This window comes from Croceicoccus sp. BE223, assembly GCF_031457155.1.
GTDB lineage: Bacteria > Pseudomonadota > Alphaproteobacteria > Sphingomonadales > Sphingomonadaceae > Croceicoccus.
Genome location: NZ_JAVDWB010000005.1, coordinates 126,164 through 146,433, shown reverse-complemented (window position 1 = coordinate 146,433; position 20,270 = coordinate 126,164). Strand labels below are relative to the sequence as shown.

Annotated in this window: 22 protein-coding genes; 12 read left to right on the top strand and 10 right to left on the bottom strand. The window is 65.3% G+C overall.

Annotated elements, in window-relative coordinates:
• Positions 1-21: 21 nt before the first annotated feature.
• Both J2X37_RS11650 and carA read right to left on the bottom strand, forming a co-directional pair.
• Positions 22-384 (bottom strand): hypothetical protein, encoded by a 363-nt coding sequence (locus J2X37_RS11650; RefSeq protein ID WP_310021387.1) that lies wholly within the window; start codon positions 382-384, stop codon positions 22-24.
• 32 nt (positions 385-416) lie between these two features.
• Positions 417-1,601 (bottom strand): glutamine-hydrolyzing carbamoyl-phosphate synthase small subunit, encoded by a 1,185-nt coding sequence (carA, locus tag J2X37_RS11645; RefSeq protein ID WP_310021385.1) that lies wholly within the window; start codon positions 1,599-1,601, stop codon positions 417-419.
• 153 nt (positions 1,602-1,754) lie between these two features.
• Here carA and J2X37_RS11640 point away from each other — a divergent pair, with 153 nt between their 5' ends.
• The 3 genes from J2X37_RS11640 to rpoD all read left to right on the top strand — a co-directional run bounded on the left by J2X37_RS11640 (position 1,755) and on the right by rpoD (position 6,215).
• The gene (locus tag J2X37_RS11640) at positions 1,755-2,207 is read left to right on the top strand and encodes a GatB/YqeY domain-containing protein (RefSeq protein WP_310021383.1); all 453 of its coding nucleotides are present in this window, start codon (positions 1,755-1,757) and stop codon (positions 2,205-2,207) included.
• Between the two features lie 27 nt (positions 2,208-2,234).
• On the top strand, positions 2,235-4,115 hold the full coding sequence (gene dnaG / locus J2X37_RS11635; RefSeq protein ID WP_310021380.1) for a DNA primase: 1,881 nt from the start codon (positions 2,235-2,237) through the stop codon (positions 4,113-4,115).
• Between the two features lie 66 nt (positions 4,116-4,181).
• The gene (gene rpoD, locus J2X37_RS11630) at positions 4,182-6,215 is read left to right on the top strand and encodes an RNA polymerase sigma factor RpoD (RefSeq protein WP_310021379.1); all 2,034 of its coding nucleotides are present in this window, start codon (positions 4,182-4,184) and stop codon (positions 6,213-6,215) included.
• Positions 6,216-6,932: 717 nt separating this feature from the next.
• Here the strand turns inward: rpoD and J2X37_RS11625 are convergent.
• On the bottom strand, positions 6,933-8,480 hold the full coding sequence (locus J2X37_RS11625) for a catalase (protein ID WP_310021377.1): 1,548 nt from the start codon (positions 8,478-8,480) through the stop codon (positions 6,933-6,935).
• Positions 8,481-8,720: 240 nt separating this feature from the next.
• Between J2X37_RS11625 and rpiB the strand changes: the two genes are divergently transcribed.
• The 6 genes from rpiB (at position 8,721) to J2X37_RS11595 (ending at position 12,235) form a co-directional block, all read left to right on the top strand.
• Positions 8,721-9,158: a ribose 5-phosphate isomerase B gene (gene rpiB / locus J2X37_RS11620; protein WP_310021375.1), complete on the top strand. Its 438-nt coding sequence runs from the start codon at positions 8,721-8,723 to the stop codon at positions 9,156-9,158.
• 14 nt (positions 9,159-9,172) lie between these two features.
• Positions 9,173-10,468 carry a serine hydroxymethyltransferase gene (gene glyA / locus J2X37_RS11615; RefSeq protein ID WP_310021373.1) on the top strand — a complete coding sequence of 432 codons (1,296 nt, stop codon included), beginning with the start codon at positions 9,173-9,175 and terminating at the stop codon, positions 10,466-10,468.
• Between the two features lie 12 nt (positions 10,469-10,480).
• Entirely contained in the window at positions 10,481-10,645 is a 165-nt protein-coding gene (locus J2X37_RS11610; protein ID WP_310021371.1) for a hypothetical protein, read from the top strand.
• 11 nt (positions 10,646-10,656) lie between these two features.
• Complete coding sequence (nrdR, locus tag J2X37_RS11605; protein WP_310021369.1) at positions 10,657-11,133, top strand: transcriptional regulator NrdR; 477 nt, start codon at positions 10,657-10,659, stop codon at positions 11,131-11,133.
• 3 nt (positions 11,134-11,136) lie between these two features.
• The gene (locus tag J2X37_RS11600; RefSeq protein WP_310021367.1) at positions 11,137-11,880 is read left to right on the top strand and encodes an RNA methyltransferase; all 744 of its coding nucleotides are present in this window, start codon (positions 11,137-11,139) and stop codon (positions 11,878-11,880) included.
• Positions 11,881-11,962: 82 nt separating this feature from the next.
• Positions 11,963-12,235: a DUF4242 domain-containing protein gene (locus J2X37_RS11595; protein WP_310021365.1), complete on the top strand. Its 273-nt coding sequence runs from the start codon at positions 11,963-11,965 to the stop codon at positions 12,233-12,235.
• A 7-nt stretch (positions 12,236-12,242) separates the two neighbouring features.
• On the opposite strand, the gene J2X37_RS11590 is transcribed toward J2X37_RS11595, so the two are convergent.
• Positions 12,243-12,554, bottom strand: a complete 312-nt coding sequence (locus J2X37_RS11590) for a chorismate mutase (protein WP_310021363.1) — start codon at positions 12,552-12,554, stop codon at positions 12,243-12,245.
• A gap of 268 nt (positions 12,555-12,822) precedes the next feature.
• Here J2X37_RS11590 and rpsD point away from each other — a divergent pair, with 268 nt between their 5' ends.
• Complete coding sequence (gene rpsD / locus J2X37_RS11585) at positions 12,823-13,437, top strand: 30S ribosomal protein S4 (protein WP_310021362.1); 615 nt, start codon at positions 12,823-12,825, stop codon at positions 13,435-13,437.
• Positions 13,438-13,583: 146 nt separating this feature from the next.
• Positions 13,584-13,772 (top strand): hypothetical protein, encoded by a 189-nt coding sequence (locus J2X37_RS11580; protein WP_310021359.1) that lies wholly within the window; start codon positions 13,584-13,586, stop codon positions 13,770-13,772.
• Here the strand turns inward: J2X37_RS11580 and tgt are convergent.
• Together tgt and J2X37_RS11570 are read right to left on the bottom strand one after the other, a co-directional pair.
• Positions 13,769-14,899 (bottom strand): tRNA guanosine(34) transglycosylase Tgt, encoded by a 1,131-nt coding sequence (gene tgt, locus J2X37_RS11575; RefSeq protein WP_310021357.1) that lies wholly within the window; start codon positions 14,897-14,899, stop codon positions 13,769-13,771. The two genes, J2X37_RS11580 and tgt, sit on opposite strands and share 4 nt — an antisense overlap.
• A gap of 29 nt (positions 14,900-14,928) precedes the next feature.
• Positions 14,929-15,501, bottom strand: coding sequence for an alpha-ketoglutarate-dependent dioxygenase AlkB (locus J2X37_RS11570; protein WP_310021356.1), 573 nt, complete (start codon positions 15,499-15,501; stop codon positions 14,929-14,931).
• A 70-nt stretch (positions 15,502-15,571) separates the two neighbouring features.
• Between J2X37_RS11570 and J2X37_RS11565 the strand changes: the two genes are divergently transcribed.
• A complete protein-coding gene (locus tag J2X37_RS11565; protein ID WP_310021354.1) occupies positions 15,572-16,330 on the top strand; it encodes a TSUP family transporter in 759 nt (252 codons plus the stop codon).
• A gap of 25 nt (positions 16,331-16,355) precedes the next feature.
• On the opposite strand, the gene J2X37_RS11560 is transcribed toward J2X37_RS11565, so the two are convergent.
• The 4 genes from J2X37_RS11560 to queA all read right to left on the bottom strand — a co-directional run bounded on the left by J2X37_RS11560 (position 16,356) and on the right by queA (position 20,258).
• On the bottom strand, positions 16,356-17,288 hold the full coding sequence (locus J2X37_RS11560) for a DUF481 domain-containing protein (protein WP_310021352.1): 933 nt from the start codon (positions 17,286-17,288) through the stop codon (positions 16,356-16,358).
• Positions 17,289-17,304: 16 nt separating this feature from the next.
• Positions 17,305-18,078, bottom strand: coding sequence for an ABC transporter permease (locus J2X37_RS11555; RefSeq protein ID WP_310021350.1), 774 nt, complete (start codon positions 18,076-18,078; stop codon positions 17,305-17,307).
• Positions 18,075-19,037: an ABC transporter ATP-binding protein gene (locus tag J2X37_RS11550; protein WP_310021348.1), complete on the bottom strand. Its 963-nt coding sequence runs from the start codon at positions 19,035-19,037 to the stop codon at positions 18,075-18,077. Before J2X37_RS11550 ends, J2X37_RS11555 begins: the two co-directional genes overlap by 4 nt.
• A gap of 192 nt (positions 19,038-19,229) precedes the next feature.
• Positions 19,230-20,258, bottom strand: coding sequence for a tRNA preQ1(34) S-adenosylmethionine ribosyltransferase-isomerase QueA (gene queA / locus J2X37_RS11545; protein ID WP_310021345.1), 1,029 nt, complete (start codon positions 20,256-20,258; stop codon positions 19,230-19,232).
• Positions 20,259-20,270: the final 12 nt, after the last annotated feature.

Sequence of the window (20,270 nt, the reverse complement as noted above, 5' to 3'; positions counted from 1 at the left end):
TGTTCTTTCGGGTCTAATCGATCAATTAGCATCCAACATCGACCTGCTCGAAACAGGTTGACGCGAGACGGTGACAAACGGCGCATCAGCAAACTTCAAGAGGCACGCAAAAGCAGGATCTGACAGACTTCCATCTTCAATCCTAAGCCATGCAGTGTCTTCGATATCGGTCACACCAATCGTACCGTCCAATTTCCAGTTCTTCACGGCGCAGTGGTCAGCGATGAACACAACGTAATCGGCGACTTTTTCATACTTTCTCCCTGGGTCCACACTTCGAACGTGGCCCCAAGGCCGCTTATATTCGAGCACCAATTCTTTGGCCGCCATACGTTGGCCACCCATCAGCAAGCTCGCAACCCAGACCGCCGTCGCCAACGCCATTCCACAGGCAAATGGCAGAAGCGATCTGCGCTTCACCCCAACTCACCCACGAACTTCTCGAACAAGTAAAAGCTGTCCTGCGGCCCCGGGCTGGCCTCCGGGTGATACTGCACGCCGAACGCCTTCTTGCCCTTGATTGCGATGCCGCAATTGGTGCCGTCGAACAGCGAGCGGTGCGTTTCGATCACGCCCGCCGGAAGCGTGTCGCCGTCGACCGCGAAGCCGTGGTTCATGCTGGTGATCTCGACCAGCCCCTCGGTCTCGCCCCAGATGCCGCCGACGCGCTGGACCGGGTGGTTGGCGCCGCGGTGGCCCTGAAACATCTTGGAGGTCCTGGCCCCCGCCGCGAGCGCCAGCATCTGGTGGCCGAGGCAGATGCCGAAGAGGGGCACGTCGGCGTCGAGCAGCGCCTTGATCACCGGCACTGCGTATTCGCCCGTCGCCGCCGGATCGCCGGGGCCGTTCGACAGGAACACGCCGTCGGGCTTGAAGGCCATGATTTCGTCGAAGGTCGCTTCGGCCGGAACCACGGTGACTTTCGCGCCCGCCTTCACGAGGTTGCGGAAGATGTTGTCTTTCGCGCCGAAGTCCATCGCGACGACATGCGGGCGGCCATCGAGGCCGGGTGCGTCATAGCCGTTGCCCAGCGTCCAGTGCCCGCCGGTCCAGTCCTGATGGCACGAGCGCGCCACGCTCTTCGCCAGGTCCATGCCCTCCAGCCCCGGCCATGCCTTCGCCTTGGCGAGCAGGGCGTCGAGATCGAAGTTGCCGTCGGGATCGTGCGCGATCACCACGTTGGGCGCGCCCAGCGTGCGGATGCGGCGGGTCAGCGCGCGGGTGTCGAGCCCGGCGATGCCGATCTTGCCCTTCTCAGCCATCCACTGCGGCAGGTCGCCCATCGCGCGGAAGTTCGACGGGTCGGTCACGTCCTCGCGCACCACGCAGCCCAGCGCCGAATCGCACAGGCCTTCCACGTCTTCGGGGTTGGTGCCGACATTGCCGATGTGGGGAAAGGTGAAGCAGACGAACTGGCCCGCGTAGCTCGGGTCGGTCATCACTTCCTGGTATCCGGTCATCGCGGTGTTGAAGCACAGCTCGCCCACCGCATCGCCCACCGCGCCGAAGCCCCTGCCCCAGGCGACGTGACCGTCGGCAAAGACCAGAACGGCGGTCGCGCTTTTCGGTTGAGGCGCGTGCGAAGGTGCGGCGTCGGCCATGAAATTGGCGCTCCGTTATCTCGTGTTTCCAGCGATGCGTGCTAAGGCTCGTCCGCTAGAGAGGTGCGGTTGCAGCGTCAAGGTAGGCGGGAAGGTTTCTTTTCGCTAGGGGCCGCGCATCGGACATTCCCCGCAGAGGACATTGGAACCATCATGCTTCGCGATACCCTGAAGGCCGCCCAGATCAGCGCGATGAAGGACAAGGACAAGGAACGCCTCGCCGCGATCCGCCTGATCCTCGCCAAGATCAAGGATCGCGACATCGAACTGCGCACCAGCGGCGGCCCGGCGGACGACGACGCGATGATCGTGGAGGTGCTGCAGAAGATGGCCAAGCAGCGCCGCGAATCGATCGAGATGTACCGGCAGGGCGGGCGGGAGGAGCTGGCCGCCGCCGAAGAGGCCGAGATGCGCGTGATCGAGGAATACCTGCCCCAGCAGATGAGCGAGGCCGAGACCGCCGCCGCGATCGAGGCGATCAAGGCCGAACTGGGCGCACAAGGCATGAAGGACATGGGACGCGTCATGGCCGAGCTGAAATCGCGCCACGGTGCGCAGCTCGACATGAGCAAGGCCAGCGGCCTCGTCAAAGCCTCGCTTTCGTAATCGGGCCTTTCGTAATACTCAAAGGGGATGGCGCTCTCCCCCCAATGGCTGGACGAACTGCGGAGCAGGATCACGCTTTCGGGCGTGATCGGCCGCACCACGCGGCTGACCAAGGCGGGGCGGGAGTGGAAGGCGTGCTGCCCGTTCCATAATGAGAAGACGCCCAGCTTCACGGTCAACGACGAGAAGGGCTTCTATCACTGCTTCGGCTGCGGCGCGCATGGCGATGCGATCCGCTGGATGACCGACCAGCAGGGCCTGCCCTTCATGGACGCGGTCAAGGAACTGGCGGCGCAGGCCGGGATGGAAGTCCCCGCCCCCGATCCGCGCATGGCCCGGGCCGCGGAGCAGCGCGCCACGCTGCACGATGCGATGGCCGGCGCGCAGGCCTGGTTCGTCGCCAATCTCGCCTCGCCCGCCGGGGCGCAAGCCCGCGCTTACCTGGACAAGCGCGGCGTGTCGGCGGCGGCGATCCGCGAATTTGGGTTCGGCTATGCGCCGGAGGATCGCGGCGCGATCGCCCCTGCCCTTGCGTCGTTTCCGAAGCCGATGCTGGTCGAGGCGGGGCTGCTGATCGATGTCGAGGGCAAGGAACCCTACGATCGGTTCCGCGGGCGGCTGATGCTGCCGATTCAGGACCGTCGCGGACGGGTCATCGCCTTCGGCGGGCGCATCCTGGCGGATGTGGCGAATGCGCCGAAATACCTGAACAGCCCGGACACCCCGGTCTTCGACAAGGGGCGCACGCTTTACAACCTGCACCGTGCTGCCGCTGCCTCTCGCCAGTCGAACCGGATCGTCGTGGTCGAAGGCTACATGGACGTGATCGCGCTGGCCGCCGCCGGTATCGGCGAGGCGGTCGCGCCGATGGGTACGGCGCTGACCGAGAACCAGCTCGAACTGATCTGGAAACTGGTGCCGGTTCCGGTGCTCTGCTTCGACGGGGACAGCGCCGGCCAGCGCGCCGCGATGCGGGCGATCACCCGTGCGCTGCCGCTGCTGAAACCCGGTCATTCGCTGAGCATCGTGACCCTGCCGCAGGGAATGGACCCCGACGACCTGATTCGCCGCGACGGGGCCGAGGCGATGGAAGCGGTTCTGGCCAAGGCGGAGACGCTGGTCGACGCGATCTGGCGGTTCGAGCGCGACGCCCTGCCGCTGCGCACGCCGGAGGACAAGGCGGGGCTGAAGGCACGGCTGATCGATCATGCCGAGACGATCCAGCACCCCGACATCCGGTCGCTCTATCGCCGCGAACTGCTCGACCGCTATGGCGCCTTCGCCTTTCCGCCGAAGGAGCGCGCGCCATTCCAGCCGGGCAATTTCCGGAAGGGACAGGACCGTTTCGGCGGACGGACGTCTATCCTGCCGCCATCCGACAGGTTGCGACGCCTCACCCCCGATGCCGTCCGCGCCCGGCTGATCGACGCGCTGCTGATCGGCCTTTGCGCCCATCCCGCCGTGATCGGCGAAGAGAGCGAGCGCCTCGCCGGCCTCCACCCTGAGGACCGGCAACAGGCCCGCCTGCTCGACGCCATGCTGGAGGCGGCAGAAGCGCGCAGGTTCGACGGGAAAAACGCGTCGTCCGTGCTTGAAAGCGCCGATGTTGCAGCCATATTGGAGGGACGTGGACTGAGCCTTCCCGACAGGGAAACGATCGGCGGCATGAAATTTGCCTTCCTGACCGATCACGCAGAGGCGAAAGAGGCCACGCAAGAACTGGTGCAGGCCATCGACCTGCTGGTGGAGAAGCCGGCAATAGAGACTGCATTGGCCGAGGCGACGGCGCGTTTCGCACAGGATCCGGAAGGAGCCTATGCAGAGCAGCAGCGTTTGCTGAAGAGAAAGCTGGAATTCGAACGCCGCCTCATGCAAATGGCGGCATCGCGCGCGAGTGCGTCGGCCTGAGATTACCCTCAAGATGGGGCGCATTTCACCGGTCGGCGTGGGAATTACGGGAAACCAGAACGGCATATGGCGACGACGAGCGACAAGAACGAAAGCGGCGATGCCCCGCTGATCGATCTCAACGAAGCGTCCATCAAGAAGCTTATCGCCCGCGCCAAGAAGCGCGGCGTGATTACTTATGACGAGTTGAACGAGGCCCTGCCGCAGGACCAGATGTCGTCCGAGCAGATCGAGGACATCATGGCCGCGATCAGCGAGATGGGCGTCAATATCGTCGAGAACGACGATGATTCCGACGGCGACGGCGATGGCGAAAGCGACGGTCCCGACGAACTCGCCGACGACGATGACGGCGACGAGGACGACGGTTCCGCCGCCGGATCGGGCCACAAGGCGCCGGTCAAGAAGAAGGAAACGATCGAGCGGACGGACGACCCGGTCCGCATGTACCTGCGCGAAATGGGCGCGGTCGAACTGCTGTCGCGCGAGGGCGAGATCGCCATCGCCAAGCGGATCGAGGCCGGTCGCGACATGATGATCATGGGTCTGTGCGAAAGCCCGATCACCTTCCACGCCATCATCCAGTGGTCCGAAGCGCTGAACAACGAGGAAATGCAGCTGCGCGAGATCCTCGATCTCGACGCCATGCTGTCCAAGGAGCCGGCGCCCGAAAGCCTCAACGACGACGACGAAGGCGACGGCGAGATCTCGGAAGAGACTGCCGGTCCGTCCTACAAGGACGACGATGACGTCGAGGACGAGGAAGAGTCCGGCGACGAGGACGGCGAGGAAGGTTCGAGCCGCCGCAAGGAAGAGGACGACGACGAGGACAACACCCTCTCGCTCGCCCAGATGGAAGCGGCGCTCAAGCCCGAGGCGCTGGAGCGGTTCGCCCGGATCACCAAGCTGTTCCAGACCTTCGAGAAATTGCAGGAAGAACGCGTCGAGGCGATGGGCCGCGGCGAGAGCTTCCCCAAGGCGAAGGAAGACAAGTACGAGAAGCTGCGCGAGGACCTGACCGCCGAAGTCGAATCGGTGCAGTTCCACGCGACGAAGATCGAGTTTCTCGTCGACAACCTTTACGCCTTCAACCGCCGGTTGACCGCGCTGGGCGGCCAGATGCTGCGCTTGGCCGAACGGCACAAGGTGAAGCGCGCCGATTTCCTCGAAAGCTACGTCGGGCGCGAGCTTGACGACACCTGGCTTTCGGAGATGGCGAAGAAGGACAAGAAGTGGGCCGCCTTCGCCGAGAAGGAAGACGACGCGGTGGAGCGCATCCGCGCCGAGATCGCCGACATCGCCAGCCAGACCGGCATGGCGCTGCACGAGTTCCGGCGGATCGTGAACACGGTCCAGAAGGCTGAGCGCGAGGCGCGCATCGCCAAGAAAGAGATGGTCGAGGCCAACCTGCGTCTCGTGATCTCGATCGCCAAGAAGTACACCAACCGCGGCTTGCAGTTCCTTGACCTGATCCAGGAAGGCAACATCGGCCTGATGAAGGCGGTCGACAAGTTCGAGTATCGCCGCGGCTACAAGTTCAGCACTTATGCCACCTGGTGGATCCGGCAGGCGATCACCCGATCGATCGCGGACCAGGCCCGCACGATCCGCATCCCGGTCCACATGATCGAGACGATCAACAAACTGGTCCGCACCAGCCGCCAATTCCTGCACGAACAGGGCCGTGAACCGACGCCGGAGGAAATGGCCGAGCGGCTGTCGATGCCGCTCGAAAAGGTTCGCAAGGTGATGAAGATCGCCAAGGAACCGATCAGCCTCGAAACGCCGATCGGCGACGAGGAGGATTCGCACCTGGGCGACTTCATCGAGGACAAGAACGCGATCATCCCCGTCGATGCTGCGATCCAGGCGAACCTCAAGGAAACGGTCACCCGCGTTCTCGCGAGCCTCACCCCGCGCGAGGAACGCGTGCTGCGCATGCGTTTCGGCATCGGCATGAACACCGATCACACACTGGAGGAAGTGGGCCAGCAGTTCTCGGTCACGCGCGAACGCATCCGCCAGATCGAGGCCAAGGCGCTGAGGAAGCTCAAGCACCCGAGCCGCAGCCGCAAGATGCGCAGCTTCCTCGACCAGTAATGCAGAAGTCGGTGGCGTTGTCCTTCTTCAGGGAAGGACGGCGCCACCTTTCCTGAGCGCGTCGCCGGCCTAGTTGAGGCAGGGCGAGTCGATCCCGGCGACGACCTGCCCGTCGGCAATGCGCACCGCATCGGGCCCTTCTTCGGCAAAAATCCGGATCTTTTCGACCGTGTTGAATACGGCAAGGCTGAAAAGGAAGGCCTCTTCGGAAAGGCCTTTTCGTTCAATTCCGTTTTCAGCAAGACGCTCATGTCGAGGGTCAGTCGGGTCAAGCCCGGCCCGATCGGCTCGAGGCGATAGCATTCGCGTGACGCGGCCAGTTCCTCTGGCGAGGGATCGCAGACGACCCCCAGTTCGATCATCCTTCCCGCCTCGCGATCCAGCACTTCGAGGTGGACGTCCATGTCCGGCATGCGTCGATCGACCTGGTGAAAATCTCGCTCTCCCACGCGTTCGACGTGATCGCCGAGCACGACGCGCCAGAACAGGTTGTCGGTCACGTCGAGCATCGGGAAGATCTCGGCCGCCTCGCAAGCAATCTCGGTTTCGGCGGAAAAATCGTGCGGACCGACCGAGACCCGCTTGCGCTTCAGGAACGACAACATGATGGCCCGCTCTCCTTCACAGGCCACCATGCTCGTCCGGATGCGGTAAAGATACGCCTAAGACCGAGAGGGTGGGCGGTTCGCCACCATGCTCCGCCCGCCCCGTTCGTGCTTATTCGGCCGGTTCGTTCTCGGTGATCGCCTCCGCGCTTGCCATGCCCGGTTCGTCGGACTTGCCGCCGATCAGGTCGCGGGTCGCCTTCTCGACCTTGTCGCCGGTCTCCTTGTCGATGTTCCGCCAGTATTCGAAGGCGCGAACCAGGATCCTTTCGCTGACCCCGTTGGAGAGGTGCCCGGCGATGTTCGCGACCAGCCGTTCGCGCTGGGCATCGTCCATCACCTTGCGGATCAGGTCTCGTGCCTGGCTGAAATCGTCGTCGTCCTCGCGCAGGGTATAGGCCGCACGGACCATCTCGCCGTCGGCATACCAGGTCGCCTCGCCGCCCACCTCGGGCTGAGCCGAAGGGCCGCCATAGGAATTGGGCGCATAGACCGGATCGAGCGCGTTCTGCACCCGCATCGCCCCGCCGCGCGAATAGGAATGCACCTCGGCGTTCTTGGCCGCGTTGACCGGGATCTGCTTGTAGTTGACGCCCAGCCTGTGGCGATGGGCATCCGCATAGGAAAACCCGCGCGCCAGCAGCATCTTGTCGGGCGACAGGCCGGTGCCCGGTACCATGTTGTTCGGCTCGAACGCCAGTTGCTCGATCTGCGTGTCCCAGTCGACTGGGTTCTCGTTCAGCACCAGCTTGCCGACCTCGATCAGCGGATAATCACCATGCGGCCAGATCTTCGTGAGGTCGAACGGATTGATGCGATAAGTCTTCGCCTCGTCGAAGGGCATGATCTGCCACTTCAGCGTCCAGCTCGGGAATTCGCCCCTGGCGATGTGATCGAACAGGTCGCGGCGGTGGAAGTCGCCATCGATGCCCGCCAGCCGGTCGGCCTCGTCCTGCGTCAGGTGCGCATTGCCGCTCTCGGTCCCCTGGTCGGTCATCCAGTGGAACTTGACCCAGAACTTCTCGCCGCTCTCGTTGATCAGCATGTAGGTGTGGCTGCCGTAGCCGTTCATCTCGCGCCAGTTCTTGGGGATGCCCCGGTCGCCCATCAGGTAGGTGACCTGGTGCGCGCTTTCGGGCGAAAGCGTCCAGAAATCCCACTGCATGTCGTGATCGCGCAGGCCATTGTCGGCGCGGCGCTTCTGGCTGCGGATGAAATGCTGGAACTTCAACGGATCGCGGATGAAGAAAATCGGCGTATTGTTGCCGACCATGTCGAAGTTGCCGTCCTCGGTGTAGATCTTCACCGAAAAGCCGCGCGGATCGCGCCAGGTGTCGGGGCTGCCCCGTTCGCCTGCCACGGTGGAGAAGCGGACCGCAGCCTCGGCCCTGGCGCCCTTCTGGAAGATTTTCGCCTTGGTATACTGCGACACGTCGTGCGTCGTCTCGAAATAGCCGAACGCGCCCGAACCCTTGGCATGGGGCTGGCGTTCGGGAATCCGCTCGCGGTTGAAGTTCGCCATCTGCTCGATCAGGTAGTGATCGTTGAGGACCAGCGGACCATCAGGACCAAGGCTGAGCGAATGTTCGTCGCTCTGCACCGGGATGCCGGCGTCTGTGGTTGTACGGGGGGTCTTGGTCGGGGGGACGGACTTGGCCATGGCTAGCACCCTTGGGCTGGAGAAACATCAAACCGCCGCACGACCCGCGCCGAGGCTTGTACCATCACAGCGAACTTGCATCCATTCGGTTCCGGTGCGCAGGTTTCAGAAATAGCGATCAGTCCCATCGGATCTTTCAATCGGGTTCCACCCACGTCATTGCTTTCCCGGGTGGTGTTTGGCGCCGCATCGCACTATGCGCGGGCCCAAGCCGAATCCCCTCACGATCACGGGACCACGATGCGAATCGCCATTGCTTCCGATCACGCCGCCGTCGACCTGAAGGCGGACCTGCGCGAATACCTCGTCGACCTCGGCCACGAGGTTGCCGATCTCGGCCCCGAAACCGCCGACCGGGTCGATTACCCGGACTACGGCTACAAGCTGGCCTCGGTCGTCGCCGACGGCACCGCGCAATACGGCGTCGCGCTCTGCGGGTCGGGCATCGGCATTTCCATCGCGGTCAATCGCAACCCGGCCTGCCGCGCCGCGCTGGTGTCGGAACCGCTTTCGGCCGCGTTGGCCCGCGAACACAACGATGCCAACGTGATCGCCATGGGCGCGCGCCTGACCGGGCCGGACATGGCCAAGGCGTGTCTCGACGCATTCCTCTCCACCGATTTCGGCGGAGGCCGCCACGCCGGCCGCGTCGAGAAGCTGTCCAACCCCTCCTGCTGAGCGGAGACGCCAAGATGAGCACCGAAACCCTGATCCGCGCCCCCGGCTTCTTCACCGACGGCATCGCCGAGACCGACCCCGCCATCGCCCGCGCGATCGACGCCGAGATGGCCCGCGAACGCAAGCAGATCGAACTGATCGCATCGGAGAACATCGTGTCGAAGGCGGTGCTCGAGGCGCAAGGGTCGGTGCTGACCAACAAGTACGCCGAGGGCTATCCCGGCAAGCGCTATTACCAGGGCTGCGGCCCGTCGGACGAGATCGAAACGCTCGCGATCGAACGCGCCAAGCAGCTCTTCGACTGCGGCTTCGCCAACGTGCAGCCGCACTCGGGCGCGCAGGCGAACGGCGCGGTGCTGCTCGCCACAGTCAAGCCGGGCGACACGATTCTGGGCATGAGCCTCGACGCCGGCGGGCACCTGACTCACGGCGCGAAACCGGCGCTGTCGGGTAAGTGGTTCAACGCGGTGCAATACGGCGTAACGCCCGACACCCACCTCATCGATTATGACGAGGTCGAGCGCCTGGCCGCCGAGAACAACCCCAAGCTCATCATCGCGGGCGGCAGCGCCTATCCGCGGATCATCGATTTTGCCCGCATGCGCGCCATCGCCGACAAGGTGGGCGCGCTGCTCCATGTCGACATGGCGCACTTTGCCGGGCTGGTCGCGGCAGGTGTCCACCCCTCGCCCTTCCCCCACGCCCACATCGCGACGACCACCACGCACAAGACGCTGCGCGGGCCCCGCTCGGGCATGATCCTGACCAATGACGAGGCGCTGGCCAAGAAGATCAACTCGGCGGTGTTTCCGGGGCTGCAGGGCGGGCCGCTGATGCATGTCATCGCCGCCAAGGCGATCGCTTTCGGCGAAGCGCTGCGCCCCGAGTTCAAGGACTATGCCGCAAGGGTCGTCGAGAACGCGCAGGTCCTCGCCGCGACGCTGAAGGAACGCGGGGCGGAAATCGTCTCGGGCGGCACCGACACGCACCTCGCGCTGATCGACCTGACGCCGCTGGGCGTGACCGGCAAGGACGCGGACGAAGCGCTGGAGCGGGCGGGCATCACCTGCAACAAGAACGGCATCCCCAACGATCCGCTGCCGCCCACCAAGACCAGCGGCATCCGCGTCGGCAGCCCGGCGGGCACGACGCGCGGTTTCGGGCCGGAAGAATTCCGCCAGATCGGCCACATGGTCGCCGACGTTCTCGACGGATTGCGCCGGTGCGGTGAGGAAGGCGACGCGCAAGTGGAACGGAACGTGCGTCAGCGCGTCGAGGAACTGTGCGATCGCTTCCCGATCTACAGCTGAGGAATCCGAGACATGGCCGAATATCCCAATGAAGGCATGAGCCCGACGACCAAGACCGCGCTCAAGTGGGGCGTCATCGGCGCGATCGTCGCCATCCCCGTCCCCTTCGTCGGCCCGCTGCTGGGCGCGGCGGTCGGCGGCGGACTTGGCTGGGCCAAGGCCAAGGGCAAGATCTGAAGGCCTGACGTTTGCGCTGCCCGTTCTGTGCCCATGAATCGAGCCAGGTAAAGGACTCGCGGCCCGCAGAGGACGGCAGCGCGATCCGCCGCCGGCGGCAGTGCGAGGGCTGCGGCGCGCGTTTCACCACGTTCGAGCGCATCCAGTTGCGAGAGATCACCGTGCTGAAATCCGGCCCCGCGGGCGAGGAACCGCGCCGCGAGCCATTCGAGCGGGAAAAGCTCGAACATGCCGTGATGCTCGCCTGCCGCAAGCGCGGGATCGAGCAGGACCGCATCGATCGGCTCGTTTCCGGCGTGCAGCGGCAGGTCGAGACGCGCGGCGACAGCGAGATCGCCAGCGCCGAGATCGGCGAGATGGTGATGGAAGGTCTGCGCCAGCTCGACCCGGTCGCCTATATCCGTTTCGCCAGCGTCTATCGCGAGTTCAGCGAGGCGCAGGACTTCGCCCAGTTCGCCAAGACCGTGCGCGACGCGGCGGGCGAGTAGGCGATGGAAAGCGCCCCGATCCAACCCGTCATCGTGCTGGTGCGCCCGCAACTGGGCGAGAACATCGGCAAGGCGGCGCGCGCCATGCTGAACTTCGGCCTGACCGAGATGCGGCTCGTCGCCCCGCGCGACGGCTGGCCCAACCCCGGCGCCGGCCCTGCTGCCAGCGGCGCGGACGTGGTGCTCGAACGGGCGCAGGTCTATGCCAGTGTCGCCGATGCGGTCGCCGATTGCGAACATGTCCACGCGACCACGGTGCGCAAGCGCGGCGTGACCAAGCCGGTGCTGACGCCGGAGGAAGCCGCGCGCGAGATCGCAACCTCGCAGGGGCGTCACGCCATCCTGTTCGGTCCCGAACGCTCGGGCCTCGAAACCGATGACGTCGCGGTCGCGCGCAACATCGTGACGGTGCCGATCAATCCGGAATTCGGCTCGCTGAACCTGGCGCAGGCGGTGATCCTGATGGCCTACGAATGGTCCAAGACCGCATCTGCATCGATGGCCCAGCCCCTGGCCCAGCCGACGCAGGAAGACCTGCTGCCCCCTGCCCCGCAGGCCGAACTCGACGGCATGATCGCGCAGATGGAGGCGCTGCTGGAGCCGAAGGGCTATTTCCGGCCTCAAAGCCGCGCCGCCGCGACGAAGCGGACCTTGCGCAACATGCTGACCAAGCCGGGCTGGAACCACCTCGAGGTGCGGACGATGCGCGGCGTCCTGTCCGCCCTTGGCAAACCGGATCGGGACTAGCGGCGCGCCCTTTGCGAAAGCGATTTCAAACAGGGAGTGCCGGTGATACGCTTGGAATTGCGGGTCGCGAGGGAGAACACCCATGCCGCAATTCGTGATCGAGCGGGACATGCCCGGCGTCGGAAATTTGTCGGCCGGCGACCTGAAGGCCGCTTCGCAGACCTCGTGCAGCGTGCTTCATGAACTGGGCCCCGACATCCAGTGGGTGCAAAGCTACGTCACCGACGACAAGATCTACTGCATCTATCGCGCGCCGAGCGAGGACCTGATCCGCCAGCACTCCGGCACCGCGGGCTTTCCCGCCAACAGCATCAGCCAGGTGCGCGCGACGATCGACCCGACGACCGCCGAATAGCCTGTGATCAGGCCCGCAGCGCGTCCCATTTCTCGGTCTCGTAGGCGATCGAGGCTTCGACCATCGTTTCCCACATCAGGGCGACGAAGTCCGTCGGCACGCCCTTGTCGGCCGCGTCGGCAACGGCCGCCTCGATCACCGCCCGCTTGCGATCCTCGTCGCGCACAGCCTCGCGCGTCGTCTTGATCCGCGCGGCGGCGCGCATGTAGCCGAAACGGGAGGCGAGAAGGTCCATCAGCGCCCGGTCGATCGCGTCGACCCCTGCGCGGACTTCGGTCATGGATCGGCAGGCTTCGGGTGACTTGGCAGCAACGTTCATGGCCTCGCGCTTTGCCCAAAGCGACGGGGCTTGTCGAGCGTTGTCCGCGCCATGGCGAAGGAGCCCTGCCACCCCGCCCGTGCGCTTGACTTCGCCGACCATTCCTTTATGGGCCGCGCATCCACGTCGGTCGGGCCTGCTACAGGTCCGCTCCCGATAGGTCCCGCACCCCGGTGAAGCGGTGGCCGCGGCTGGCAAAAGGGCCAGTCGGTGCGATGCCGGGCTTGGGCCCTGCCATGGTGGCGGGGACAGCATATTGGAGCATACGATGACGAAGCGCACCAGCGCCAAGCACAAACTCGACCGTCGCATGGGCGAGAACATCTGGGGCCGCCCGAACAGCCCGGTCAACAAGCGCTCGTACGGCCCCGGCCAGCACGGTCAGCGCCGCAAGAGCAAGGTTTCGGACTACGGCCTGCAGCTGCGCGCCAAGCAGAAGCTCAAGGGCTATTACGGCGACGTGACCGAGAAGCAGTTCAAGAGCACTTACATCGAAGCGTCGCGCATGAAGGGCGACACCGGCCAGAACCTGATCGGCCTGCTCGAACAGCGCCTCGACATGGTCGTCTATCGCGCCAAGTTCGCGCCGACCGTGTTTTCGGCTCGCCAGATCGTCAACCACGGCCACATCCTGGTCAACGGCGTGAAGTGCAACATTCCTTCGCGCCGCGTGAAAGTCGGCGACGTGATCTCGCTGGGTGCCAAGGCCAAGGAAATGGCGCTGATCATCGAGGCGCAGAGCCTTCCCGAGCGCGAGATCCCCGACTACGTCGCGACCGACGGCAACGACAAGGTGACCTTTGCCCGCGTTCCCACGCTGGACGAGGTGCCCTATCCGGTTCGCATGGAACCGAACCTGGTCGTCGAGTTCTATTCGCGCTGATCGGCTCGAAAAAGACCGCAAAATCCGAAAAAGGGCGGGCTTCCCCGCCCTTTTTCTTTTGTGGCGGAAATCGGGCAAAAATATTCCGCGATCGCAACATTTTAAGCCGGGAACCGCGATGCCGGTCCGCGCATTACCCGGGCACTATGCAATACCGTTTCGTCACTCCGAACACCAAGGGCAAGTGGTACACCGACCTTCAGGTGGCCATGAAACAAGCCTGCGCCATCGGCGCCGGCTACTACGACAAGGCTAGCGACCGTTTCTATAAGTACCGGGAAACGCAACTCCAGGTGCGCGGTGCGCCGGAAGGCGACGAGCCTCTGGCTGCCTAATCCCGGGCGAAGTAGCTCCGACGAAAGCCGGCCGCGAACTGCCGCATCGTGCCGGACGCGATCGACGATCGCATCCCCGCCATGAGCGCCTGATAGAACGAGATGTTGTGCTCGGTCAGCAGCATCGCGCCCAAGATCTCGCCCGCCTTGACGAGGTGATGCAGGTAGGCGCGCGAATATCCCTTGCGACAGACCGCGCAGAAGCAATCCGGATCGAGCGTGGCCGGATCATCCGCGTGCCGTGCATTGCGCATGTTGAGCGGCCCGTTCCAGGTGAAGACCTGCCCGTTGCGACCCGACCGGCTGGGCAGGACGCAGTCGAACATGTCGACCCCGCGTTCCACTGCACCGACGAGATCGTCCGGCTTGCCCACGCCCATCAGGTAACGCGGCTTGTCGTCCGGCAACTGACCTGGCGCGAAATCGAGCGTGGCGAACATCGCCTCCTGCCCCTCGCCCACCGCAAGTCCGCCGATCGCATAGCCATCGAAGCCGATCTCGCGCAGCGCCTGCGCGCTTTGCCCGCGCAGCTCCTCGTCCAGCGCGCCCTGCTGGATGCCGAACAGAGCCGCGCGCGAGGCGTGTTCCACGCCGCTGTCGAAGCCGTCGCGGCTGCGTTTTGCCCAGCGCATCGACATGTCCATCGACTTCGCGATCGCATCGCGCGGCTGGTCGGCGCGCGGGCACTCGTCGAAGGCCATGACGATGTCGCTGCCTAGGAGCCGCTGTATTTCCATGCTGCGTTCTGGCGTCAGCATGTGCTTCGACCCGTCGAGATGGCTGCGAAAGCTCACACCCTCCTCGGTGATCTTGCGAAGGTCGGACAGGCTCATCACCTGGTAACCGCCGCTGTCGGTCAGGATCGGGCGGTTCCAGCCCATGAACTTGTGCAGGCCGCCAAGCCGCGCGACCCTCTCCGCGCCCGGGCGCAGCATCAGGTGGTAGGTGTTGCCGAGGATGATGTCGGCGCCGGTCGCGCGCACGTCCTCGACCTTCATCGCCTTGACCGTGGCGGCCGTGCCGACAGGCATGAAGGCGGGCGTCTGGATGTCGCCGCGCTGCATCCGGATCGTGCCGGTGCGCGCCTTGCCGTCGCGGGCGTGGATGGTGAAGTCAAATCGGGTCATCGCCGCGCCGCTTAGCGTGCCCTGCCGCGTTAAGCCAGCGTGCGAAACGTCGCCGACCAGCGCGCTTGCCCAAGCGGCACGATCGAATGCTCCCAGTCGCGCCGCGCCTCGCCATCGAGGATGTAGGCATGCCCCGGGGTCAGCGGAAAGACGGCGCGGGCGAAACCGCCCTCGCGCCTTTGCCGCAGGCGCATGGTGGCCGGCGCGCCCAGGGAAAGGCCGATGACGCGGCCGAACTGCGGCCGGTCGCGGTGCCAGCCGATGCCCGCGCCCGGATCGTAGCGGATCAGCAGCGCCTGTTCGTACGCATCGGGCTCGTCGCCCATCCCCTGCACAACGCGTCGGCGCAAGGCCAGGAGCCAGTCCGGCATCGGCTCCGCCCGGACGACGCCGCCACCGGCAAAGTCGTAGTGCCAGCCGTAGGAACTGGTCAGCCGCCGCCCGGTCCACTGCTGGAAACGGAACGGCGTCAGGCCGCTGTCATCGATCCACCGACAGATCCGCTCGGCCTCCGCGTCGGTGACCAGCGGGCCGGCCAGCGCCAGTCCGGGCACCAATGCCGGCGGCGATTCCGGCGTAAACAGGGCGAATTGCGTGTTCACAACACGAATATGGGGTCGAAATGGCGAGAGAACAGCTTTCGCTGCAAGTGCGAAGCGCTATGGACGGCGCATGGAAATCGATCTCTGGATCATCGTGGGCCTCGGCCTGCTCACCGTCCTCACCGGCATGATCGACGCCGTTGCCGGCGGCGGCGGCCTCTTGCTGATGCCCTCGATGTTGTTTGCCGGGATCCCGCCTGACTTGGCGCTGGGCGTGAACAAGGTGCAGTCGCTGGGCGGCACCTCCACCGCGTTCCGCAATTATGCGCGGGCCGGCCTGGTCCACTGGCGCAGCGAGAAGTGGCTGGCTTTGATCGTCTTCGTGACGGCGGGCATCGGCACCATCCTCGTCCAGTTCGTTTCCATCGCCGCGCTGAAGCTGATCGTGCCGCTCTTGCTCGGCGCGGTGGCGATCTACATCGTCTTGTCGCCGCGGATGGACGATACGCCCCATCCCCCGCTTCTCTCGCGGATCCTCTATGCCCCGGCAAGCGCGGTGATCGGCCTATATGACGGCTTCTTCGGGCCGGGTGCGGGCAGTTTCTTCACGGCTTCGCTGGTCGGCCTGCGCGGTGAGGGGCTGACGAGGGCGACCGCACTGTCGAAGCTGTTCAACATGGTGTCGAACATCGCCTCGGTGATCGTCTTCGCGCTGGGCGGCAAGGTGATCTGTACCCTCGCCCTCGTCATGGCCTGCGGCGCGATCGTCGGATCTTGGATCGGCTCGCACATGGCAATGCGGCACGGTGCCCGGCTGATCCGACCGCTTCTCGTGACGCTCAGCCTCCTGCTCACCGCCAAGCTCCTCTACGACTGGTACGTCGGCTGACGACCGCCGCGGCTTTGCCAGGGCACTAGAAGTCGTAGACCAGCGTCACGCGGGACTGCGTGTCGGTGCGCTCCGCCGCGTCGGCGGGGCTGGTTTCGTGCACGACGCGATAGGACAGCCTCGTCGAAAAGCCCCCGACGATGCCGGCCTGCAGCCCGGTCACGCTCGTGAACGTGCTGTTTTCTTCCTGCACGAAAGCCGTCGCGCTCTGCGTCAGCGTGATCCTGTCGGCAAACTTCCAGTCGAGGTCGAACGCACCCAGCCCGGCAAGATACCGGTCGTTCGCCTGGTCGATCAGCGCGGTCCGCCGATAGGCCGGGCCGGCCTTCACTTCCACCTTGAGGCGGTCGCTGTCGTGAAAGCGATAGCCGAGCCCGCCGGACAGCGACGTACGCGAGGCGATGCCCTGCACCCGGTCCCGCTCTGCCTGCGCCAGCCCGAAGACGAAGCCGCGGCGGGAAATGTCGATGTTGGGTTCGTAGGAGAGGAGGAAGCGTTCGCGCGTGGTCGACCCGTCGCTGCGCTGGTAATCCGCCTGCGCCGCCACCTTGTGCCGCCATTCGATTCCTGCCCGTTCCAGCGACAGCGCGGCGGTGAGACCGGTGTCTTCGCTGTTGCCGGTGCTGCGCAACGCGCCCAGCTCGCCCTTGCCTTCCCAGCGTTCGAACAGGCCGGCGGTGCGAATCGCGGCCTGGCGGTTGCGCGCGTCTTCCTCGCGCCGCTTCTCGAGCACGGTGTCGAAGCGGGCCTTGTGGACGGCCAGTTCGGCGACATCGCCGGGGAATGCGGCGCGGGCGGCGGCGTGAACGGCGGCGACTTGCGCGGCATCGCCGGTCGCCTCGGCGGCGGCGATCATGCGCAGCGCCGCCTCTGGCAGCGCGGCATGAGCCGCTACCGGCAGCGCGGCCACGAGAGGAAAAAAGGCGAAACGTGCGGCGACCAGGCGGGATCGGAACATTCGACCCCGCTACCAATCATTCGCGCAGCCGCCAACCCGTGCGGAAGATCCACCAGATCGCCGTGATGCACAGCAGCAGAAAGCCGACGGTCATGCCCAGCGCCACGCCAAAGGCGACGTCGGCCTGTTCGAAGAAGGTCCACCGCAGCCCGTTCACGAGGTAGACGATCGGATTGAACATCGCGACCGTGCGCCACGGCTCGGCCAGCATGGCGATCGAATAGAAGGTGCCGCCCAGAAACGTCAGCGGCGTAAGGATCAGCAGCGGCACCATCTGCAGCTTCTCGAACCCGTCGGCCCATAGTCCGAGGATGAAGCCGAAGAGCGAGAAGGCGCTCGCCACCAGCACGATGTAGAGGAAGGCGAGAACCGGGTGGGCGATTTGGTAGTCGACGAAGAAATTGGCGGTCAGCAGGATGATCGCCGCAATGATCAGCGATTTCGTCACCGCCGCGCCGACGAACCCGACCAGCGTTTCGGCCACGCTGACCGGCGCCGAGAGCAGTTCGTAGATCGCGCCGGTAAAGCGCGGCATGTAGATGCCGAAACTGCCGTTGGCGGTGCTTTCGGACAACAGCGTCAGAAGCAGCAGGCCCGGCACGATGAAGGCGCCATAGGATACGCCCCCTACCGCATCCATGCGCCCGCCGATGGCCGCGCCGAAAACGATGAAATAGAGGCAGGTCGTCAGCACCGGCGAGACGATCGTGCCGAACACCGTGCGCCAGGCGCGCGCGACTTCGCGCTGGTAGATCGCCCAAGCGCTGCGCCAGTGGAAGCCCAGGGTCATGCGGCGATCTCCGGCCGGTCCTTGACGAGATTGACGAAGATGTCCTCCAGGCTCGATTCGCGCATGTCGATGCCGGCATAGGCGATGCCCTGCCGGGTCAGCGTCTGCGCGATCTCGGCCACAGCCGCCTTGCCCGCCCCGGCCCCATCGCCGCCGCGATAGCACAGGGTCAGGCCGTCGTCCGAAAGCGACAGCCCATCGCGCGCCAGCCCGGCAGGGATGGTCGCCATCGGGGCGGAAAGCGCGAACTGCGCCTCGGTCCTGCCAAGACTGCGCATCATCTCGTCCTTGCTGTCGACCAGCAGGATGCGGCCCTTGTCGATGACGCCGACCCGGTCGGCCATCTCCTCCGCTTCCTCGATGTAGTGGGTCGTCAGGATGATCGTGACGCCTTGTTCGCGTAAGCGGTCGATCTGCTTCCACATGTCGCGCCGCAGCTCGACATCGACCCCCGCGGTCGGCTCGTCGAGGAAAAGCAGTTCGGGATCGTGGGCCAGCGCCTTGGCGATCAGCACGCGCCGCTTCATCCCGCCCGAGAGCATGCGAAGCTGCGCATCGCGCTTGTCCCACAGGCTGAGCGCGCGCAGGATTTCCTCGATCCGCGCAGGATCGTGCGGCCGCCCGAACAGGCCCCGCGAATAGGTGACAGTGCGATGGACTGTCTCGAAGATGTCGACCGCCATCTCCTGCGGGACCAGGCCGATGCGGGCACGGACCTTGCGCCAGTCGCGCGCAAGATCGAGCCCGAAGGCGCGGATCGTGCCGCCGGTCGGCCGAACCAGTCCGCAGACCGCCCCGATGAGCGTCGTCTTGCCCGCGCCGTTGGGGCCGAGCAGGGCGAAGATCTCACCCTTGCGAATGTCGAGGTCGACTTTTTCCAGAGCCCTCGTCGGCGGAGCGGAGCCCCGTCCCGGATAGGTTTTCTCAAGGCCGCTGATTTGTAGGATCGGTTCGCTCACCCGCGCAATGTGATGGGCGGGTCAGCGATTGCAAGGCTATCGCGCCGCACGATGCGAAGGTTTTGATCCCGATCAATGAATTCGCGCCGCGGATTTTCTAGCAGGATCGGGCAGGACCTTTGCCGGTCGTGTCTTCTCCCCTTAAGGCCCGCGCCCCCGGTGCGGGCCGTCTTTTTCCCGCAATCCCGTCAGTCAAGGGATGAGCAGCGATCCGTCGCCATAGCTGTAGAAGCGATAGTCGCCGGCGATGGCGTGGGCGTAGACCGCCTGCATCCTGTCCAGTCCCATCAGCGCGCTGACCAGCATGAACAGCGTGGATTTCGGCAGGTGAAAATTGGTCATCAGCCCGTCGATGGCGCGAAAGCGGTAGCCCGGCGTGATGAAGATGGCGGTATCGCCCTCGAAGGGATGGATGATCCCTCCGTCGTCCGCTGCGCTTTCGAGCAGGCGGAGCGAGGTCGTGCCGACCGCGATGACCCGGTTGCCATTGGCGCGCGCGTCGTTGAGCCGGGCGGCGGTTTCCGCTTCGATGCGACCCCATTCGCTGTGCATCGCGTGATCGTCGGTGTCCGTGGCCTTCACCGGCAGAAAGGTGCCCGCACCCACATGCAGCGTCAGCGTCTCTCGCCCGATGCCCGCCGCATCGAGCGCGGCGATCAGGTCGGGCGTGAAGTGCAAGGCGGCGGTCGGCGCCGCGACAGCCCCGTCCTCGCGCGCGAACATCGTCTGGTAATCCTCGCGATCCGCCGCATCGGTGTCCCGCTTGCCGGCGATATAGGGCGGCAGCGGCATCCGGCCGGCGCGTTCGAGGAGAACCTCGACCGGCTCGTCCCCTTCGAACGCCAGGGTCAGGCTCCCGTCGGCATGGCGCGCCTCCGCCACAGCGGTGACGCCTGCGGGAAACTCGATGCGATCGCCGATCCGAACCCGCTTGGCATTGCGGACAAAGGCATGCCAGCGGCGCAAGTCGATGCGCTTGTGCAAGGTCGCGCCGATGCTGGCATCGCCCCGCCGCCCTTCGAGCTGGGCGGGTATGACGCGGGTATCGTTGAAAACCAGGATGTCGCCCGCGCGCAGGACCTGCGGCAAGTCGCGCACGATCTGGTCGGTCAGCGGCGCGCCCCCCTCGGCGACCAGCAGCCGGGCGGCATCGCGCGGGCGGGCCGGACGCAGGGCGATGCGTTCGGGCGGAAGATCGAAATCGAAGAGGTCGACTTTCATGCCCGCGCGCCT

What these genes read in the sequence shown, in the direction of transcription:
- J2X37_RS11625 (WP_310021377.1), bottom strand. Translation starts at nt 8,480, where the DNA reads ATGGCCAAGTCCGTCCCCCCGACCAAGACCCCCCGTACAACCACAGAC.
- rpoD (WP_310021379.1), top strand. Translation starts at nt 4,182, where the DNA reads ATGGCGACGACGAGCGACAAGAACGAAAGCGGCGATGCCCCGCTGATC.
- J2X37_RS11565 (WP_310021354.1), top strand. Translation starts at nt 15,572, where the DNA reads ATGGAAATCGATCTCTGGATCATCGTGGGCCTCGGCCTGCTCACCGTC.
- rpiB (WP_310021375.1), top strand. Translation starts at nt 8,721, where the DNA reads ATGCGAATCGCCATTGCTTCCGATCACGCCGCCGTCGACCTGAAGGCG.
- tgt (WP_310021357.1), bottom strand. Translation starts at nt 14,899, where the DNA reads ATGACCCGATTTGACTTCACCATCCACGCCCGCGACGGCAAGGCGCGC.
- J2X37_RS11560 (WP_310021352.1), bottom strand. Translation starts at nt 17,288, where the DNA reads ATGTTCCGATCCCGCCTGGTCGCCGCACGTTTCGCCTTTTTTCCTCTC.
- J2X37_RS11650 (WP_310021387.1), bottom strand. Translation starts at nt 384, where the DNA reads ATGGCGTTGGCGACGGCGGTCTGGGTTGCGAGCTTGCTGATGGGTGGC.
- carA (WP_310021385.1), bottom strand. Translation starts at nt 1,601, where the DNA reads ATGGCCGACGCCGCACCTTCGCACGCGCCTCAACCGAAAAGCGCGACC.
- J2X37_RS11600 (WP_310021367.1), top strand. Translation starts at nt 11,137, where the DNA reads ATGGAAAGCGCCCCGATCCAACCCGTCATCGTGCTGGTGCGCCCGCAA.
- glyA (WP_310021373.1), top strand. Translation starts at nt 9,173, where the DNA reads ATGAGCACCGAAACCCTGATCCGCGCCCCCGGCTTCTTCACCGACGGC.
- rpsD (WP_310021362.1), top strand. Translation starts at nt 12,823, where the DNA reads ATGACGAAGCGCACCAGCGCCAAGCACAAACTCGACCGTCGCATGGGC.
- dnaG (WP_310021380.1), top strand. Translation starts at nt 2,235, where the DNA reads ATGGCGCTCTCCCCCCAATGGCTGGACGAACTGCGGAGCAGGATCACG.
- J2X37_RS11610 (WP_310021371.1), top strand. Translation starts at nt 10,481, where the DNA reads ATGGCCGAATATCCCAATGAAGGCATGAGCCCGACGACCAAGACCGCG.
- queA (WP_310021345.1), bottom strand. Translation starts at nt 20,258, where the DNA reads ATGAAAGTCGACCTCTTCGATTTCGATCTTCCGCCCGAACGCATCGCC.
- J2X37_RS11595 (WP_310021365.1), top strand. Translation starts at nt 11,963, where the DNA reads ATGCCGCAATTCGTGATCGAGCGGGACATGCCCGGCGTCGGAAATTTG.
- J2X37_RS11590 (WP_310021363.1), bottom strand. Translation starts at nt 12,554, where the DNA reads ATGAACGTTGCTGCCAAGTCACCCGAAGCCTGCCGATCCATGACCGAA.
- J2X37_RS11580 (WP_310021359.1), top strand. Translation starts at nt 13,584, where the DNA reads ATGCAATACCGTTTCGTCACTCCGAACACCAAGGGCAAGTGGTACACC.
- J2X37_RS11555 (WP_310021350.1), bottom strand. Translation starts at nt 18,078, where the DNA reads ATGACCCTGGGCTTCCACTGGCGCAGCGCTTGGGCGATCTACCAGCGC.
- J2X37_RS11640 (WP_310021383.1), top strand. Translation starts at nt 1,755, where the DNA reads ATGCTTCGCGATACCCTGAAGGCCGCCCAGATCAGCGCGATGAAGGAC.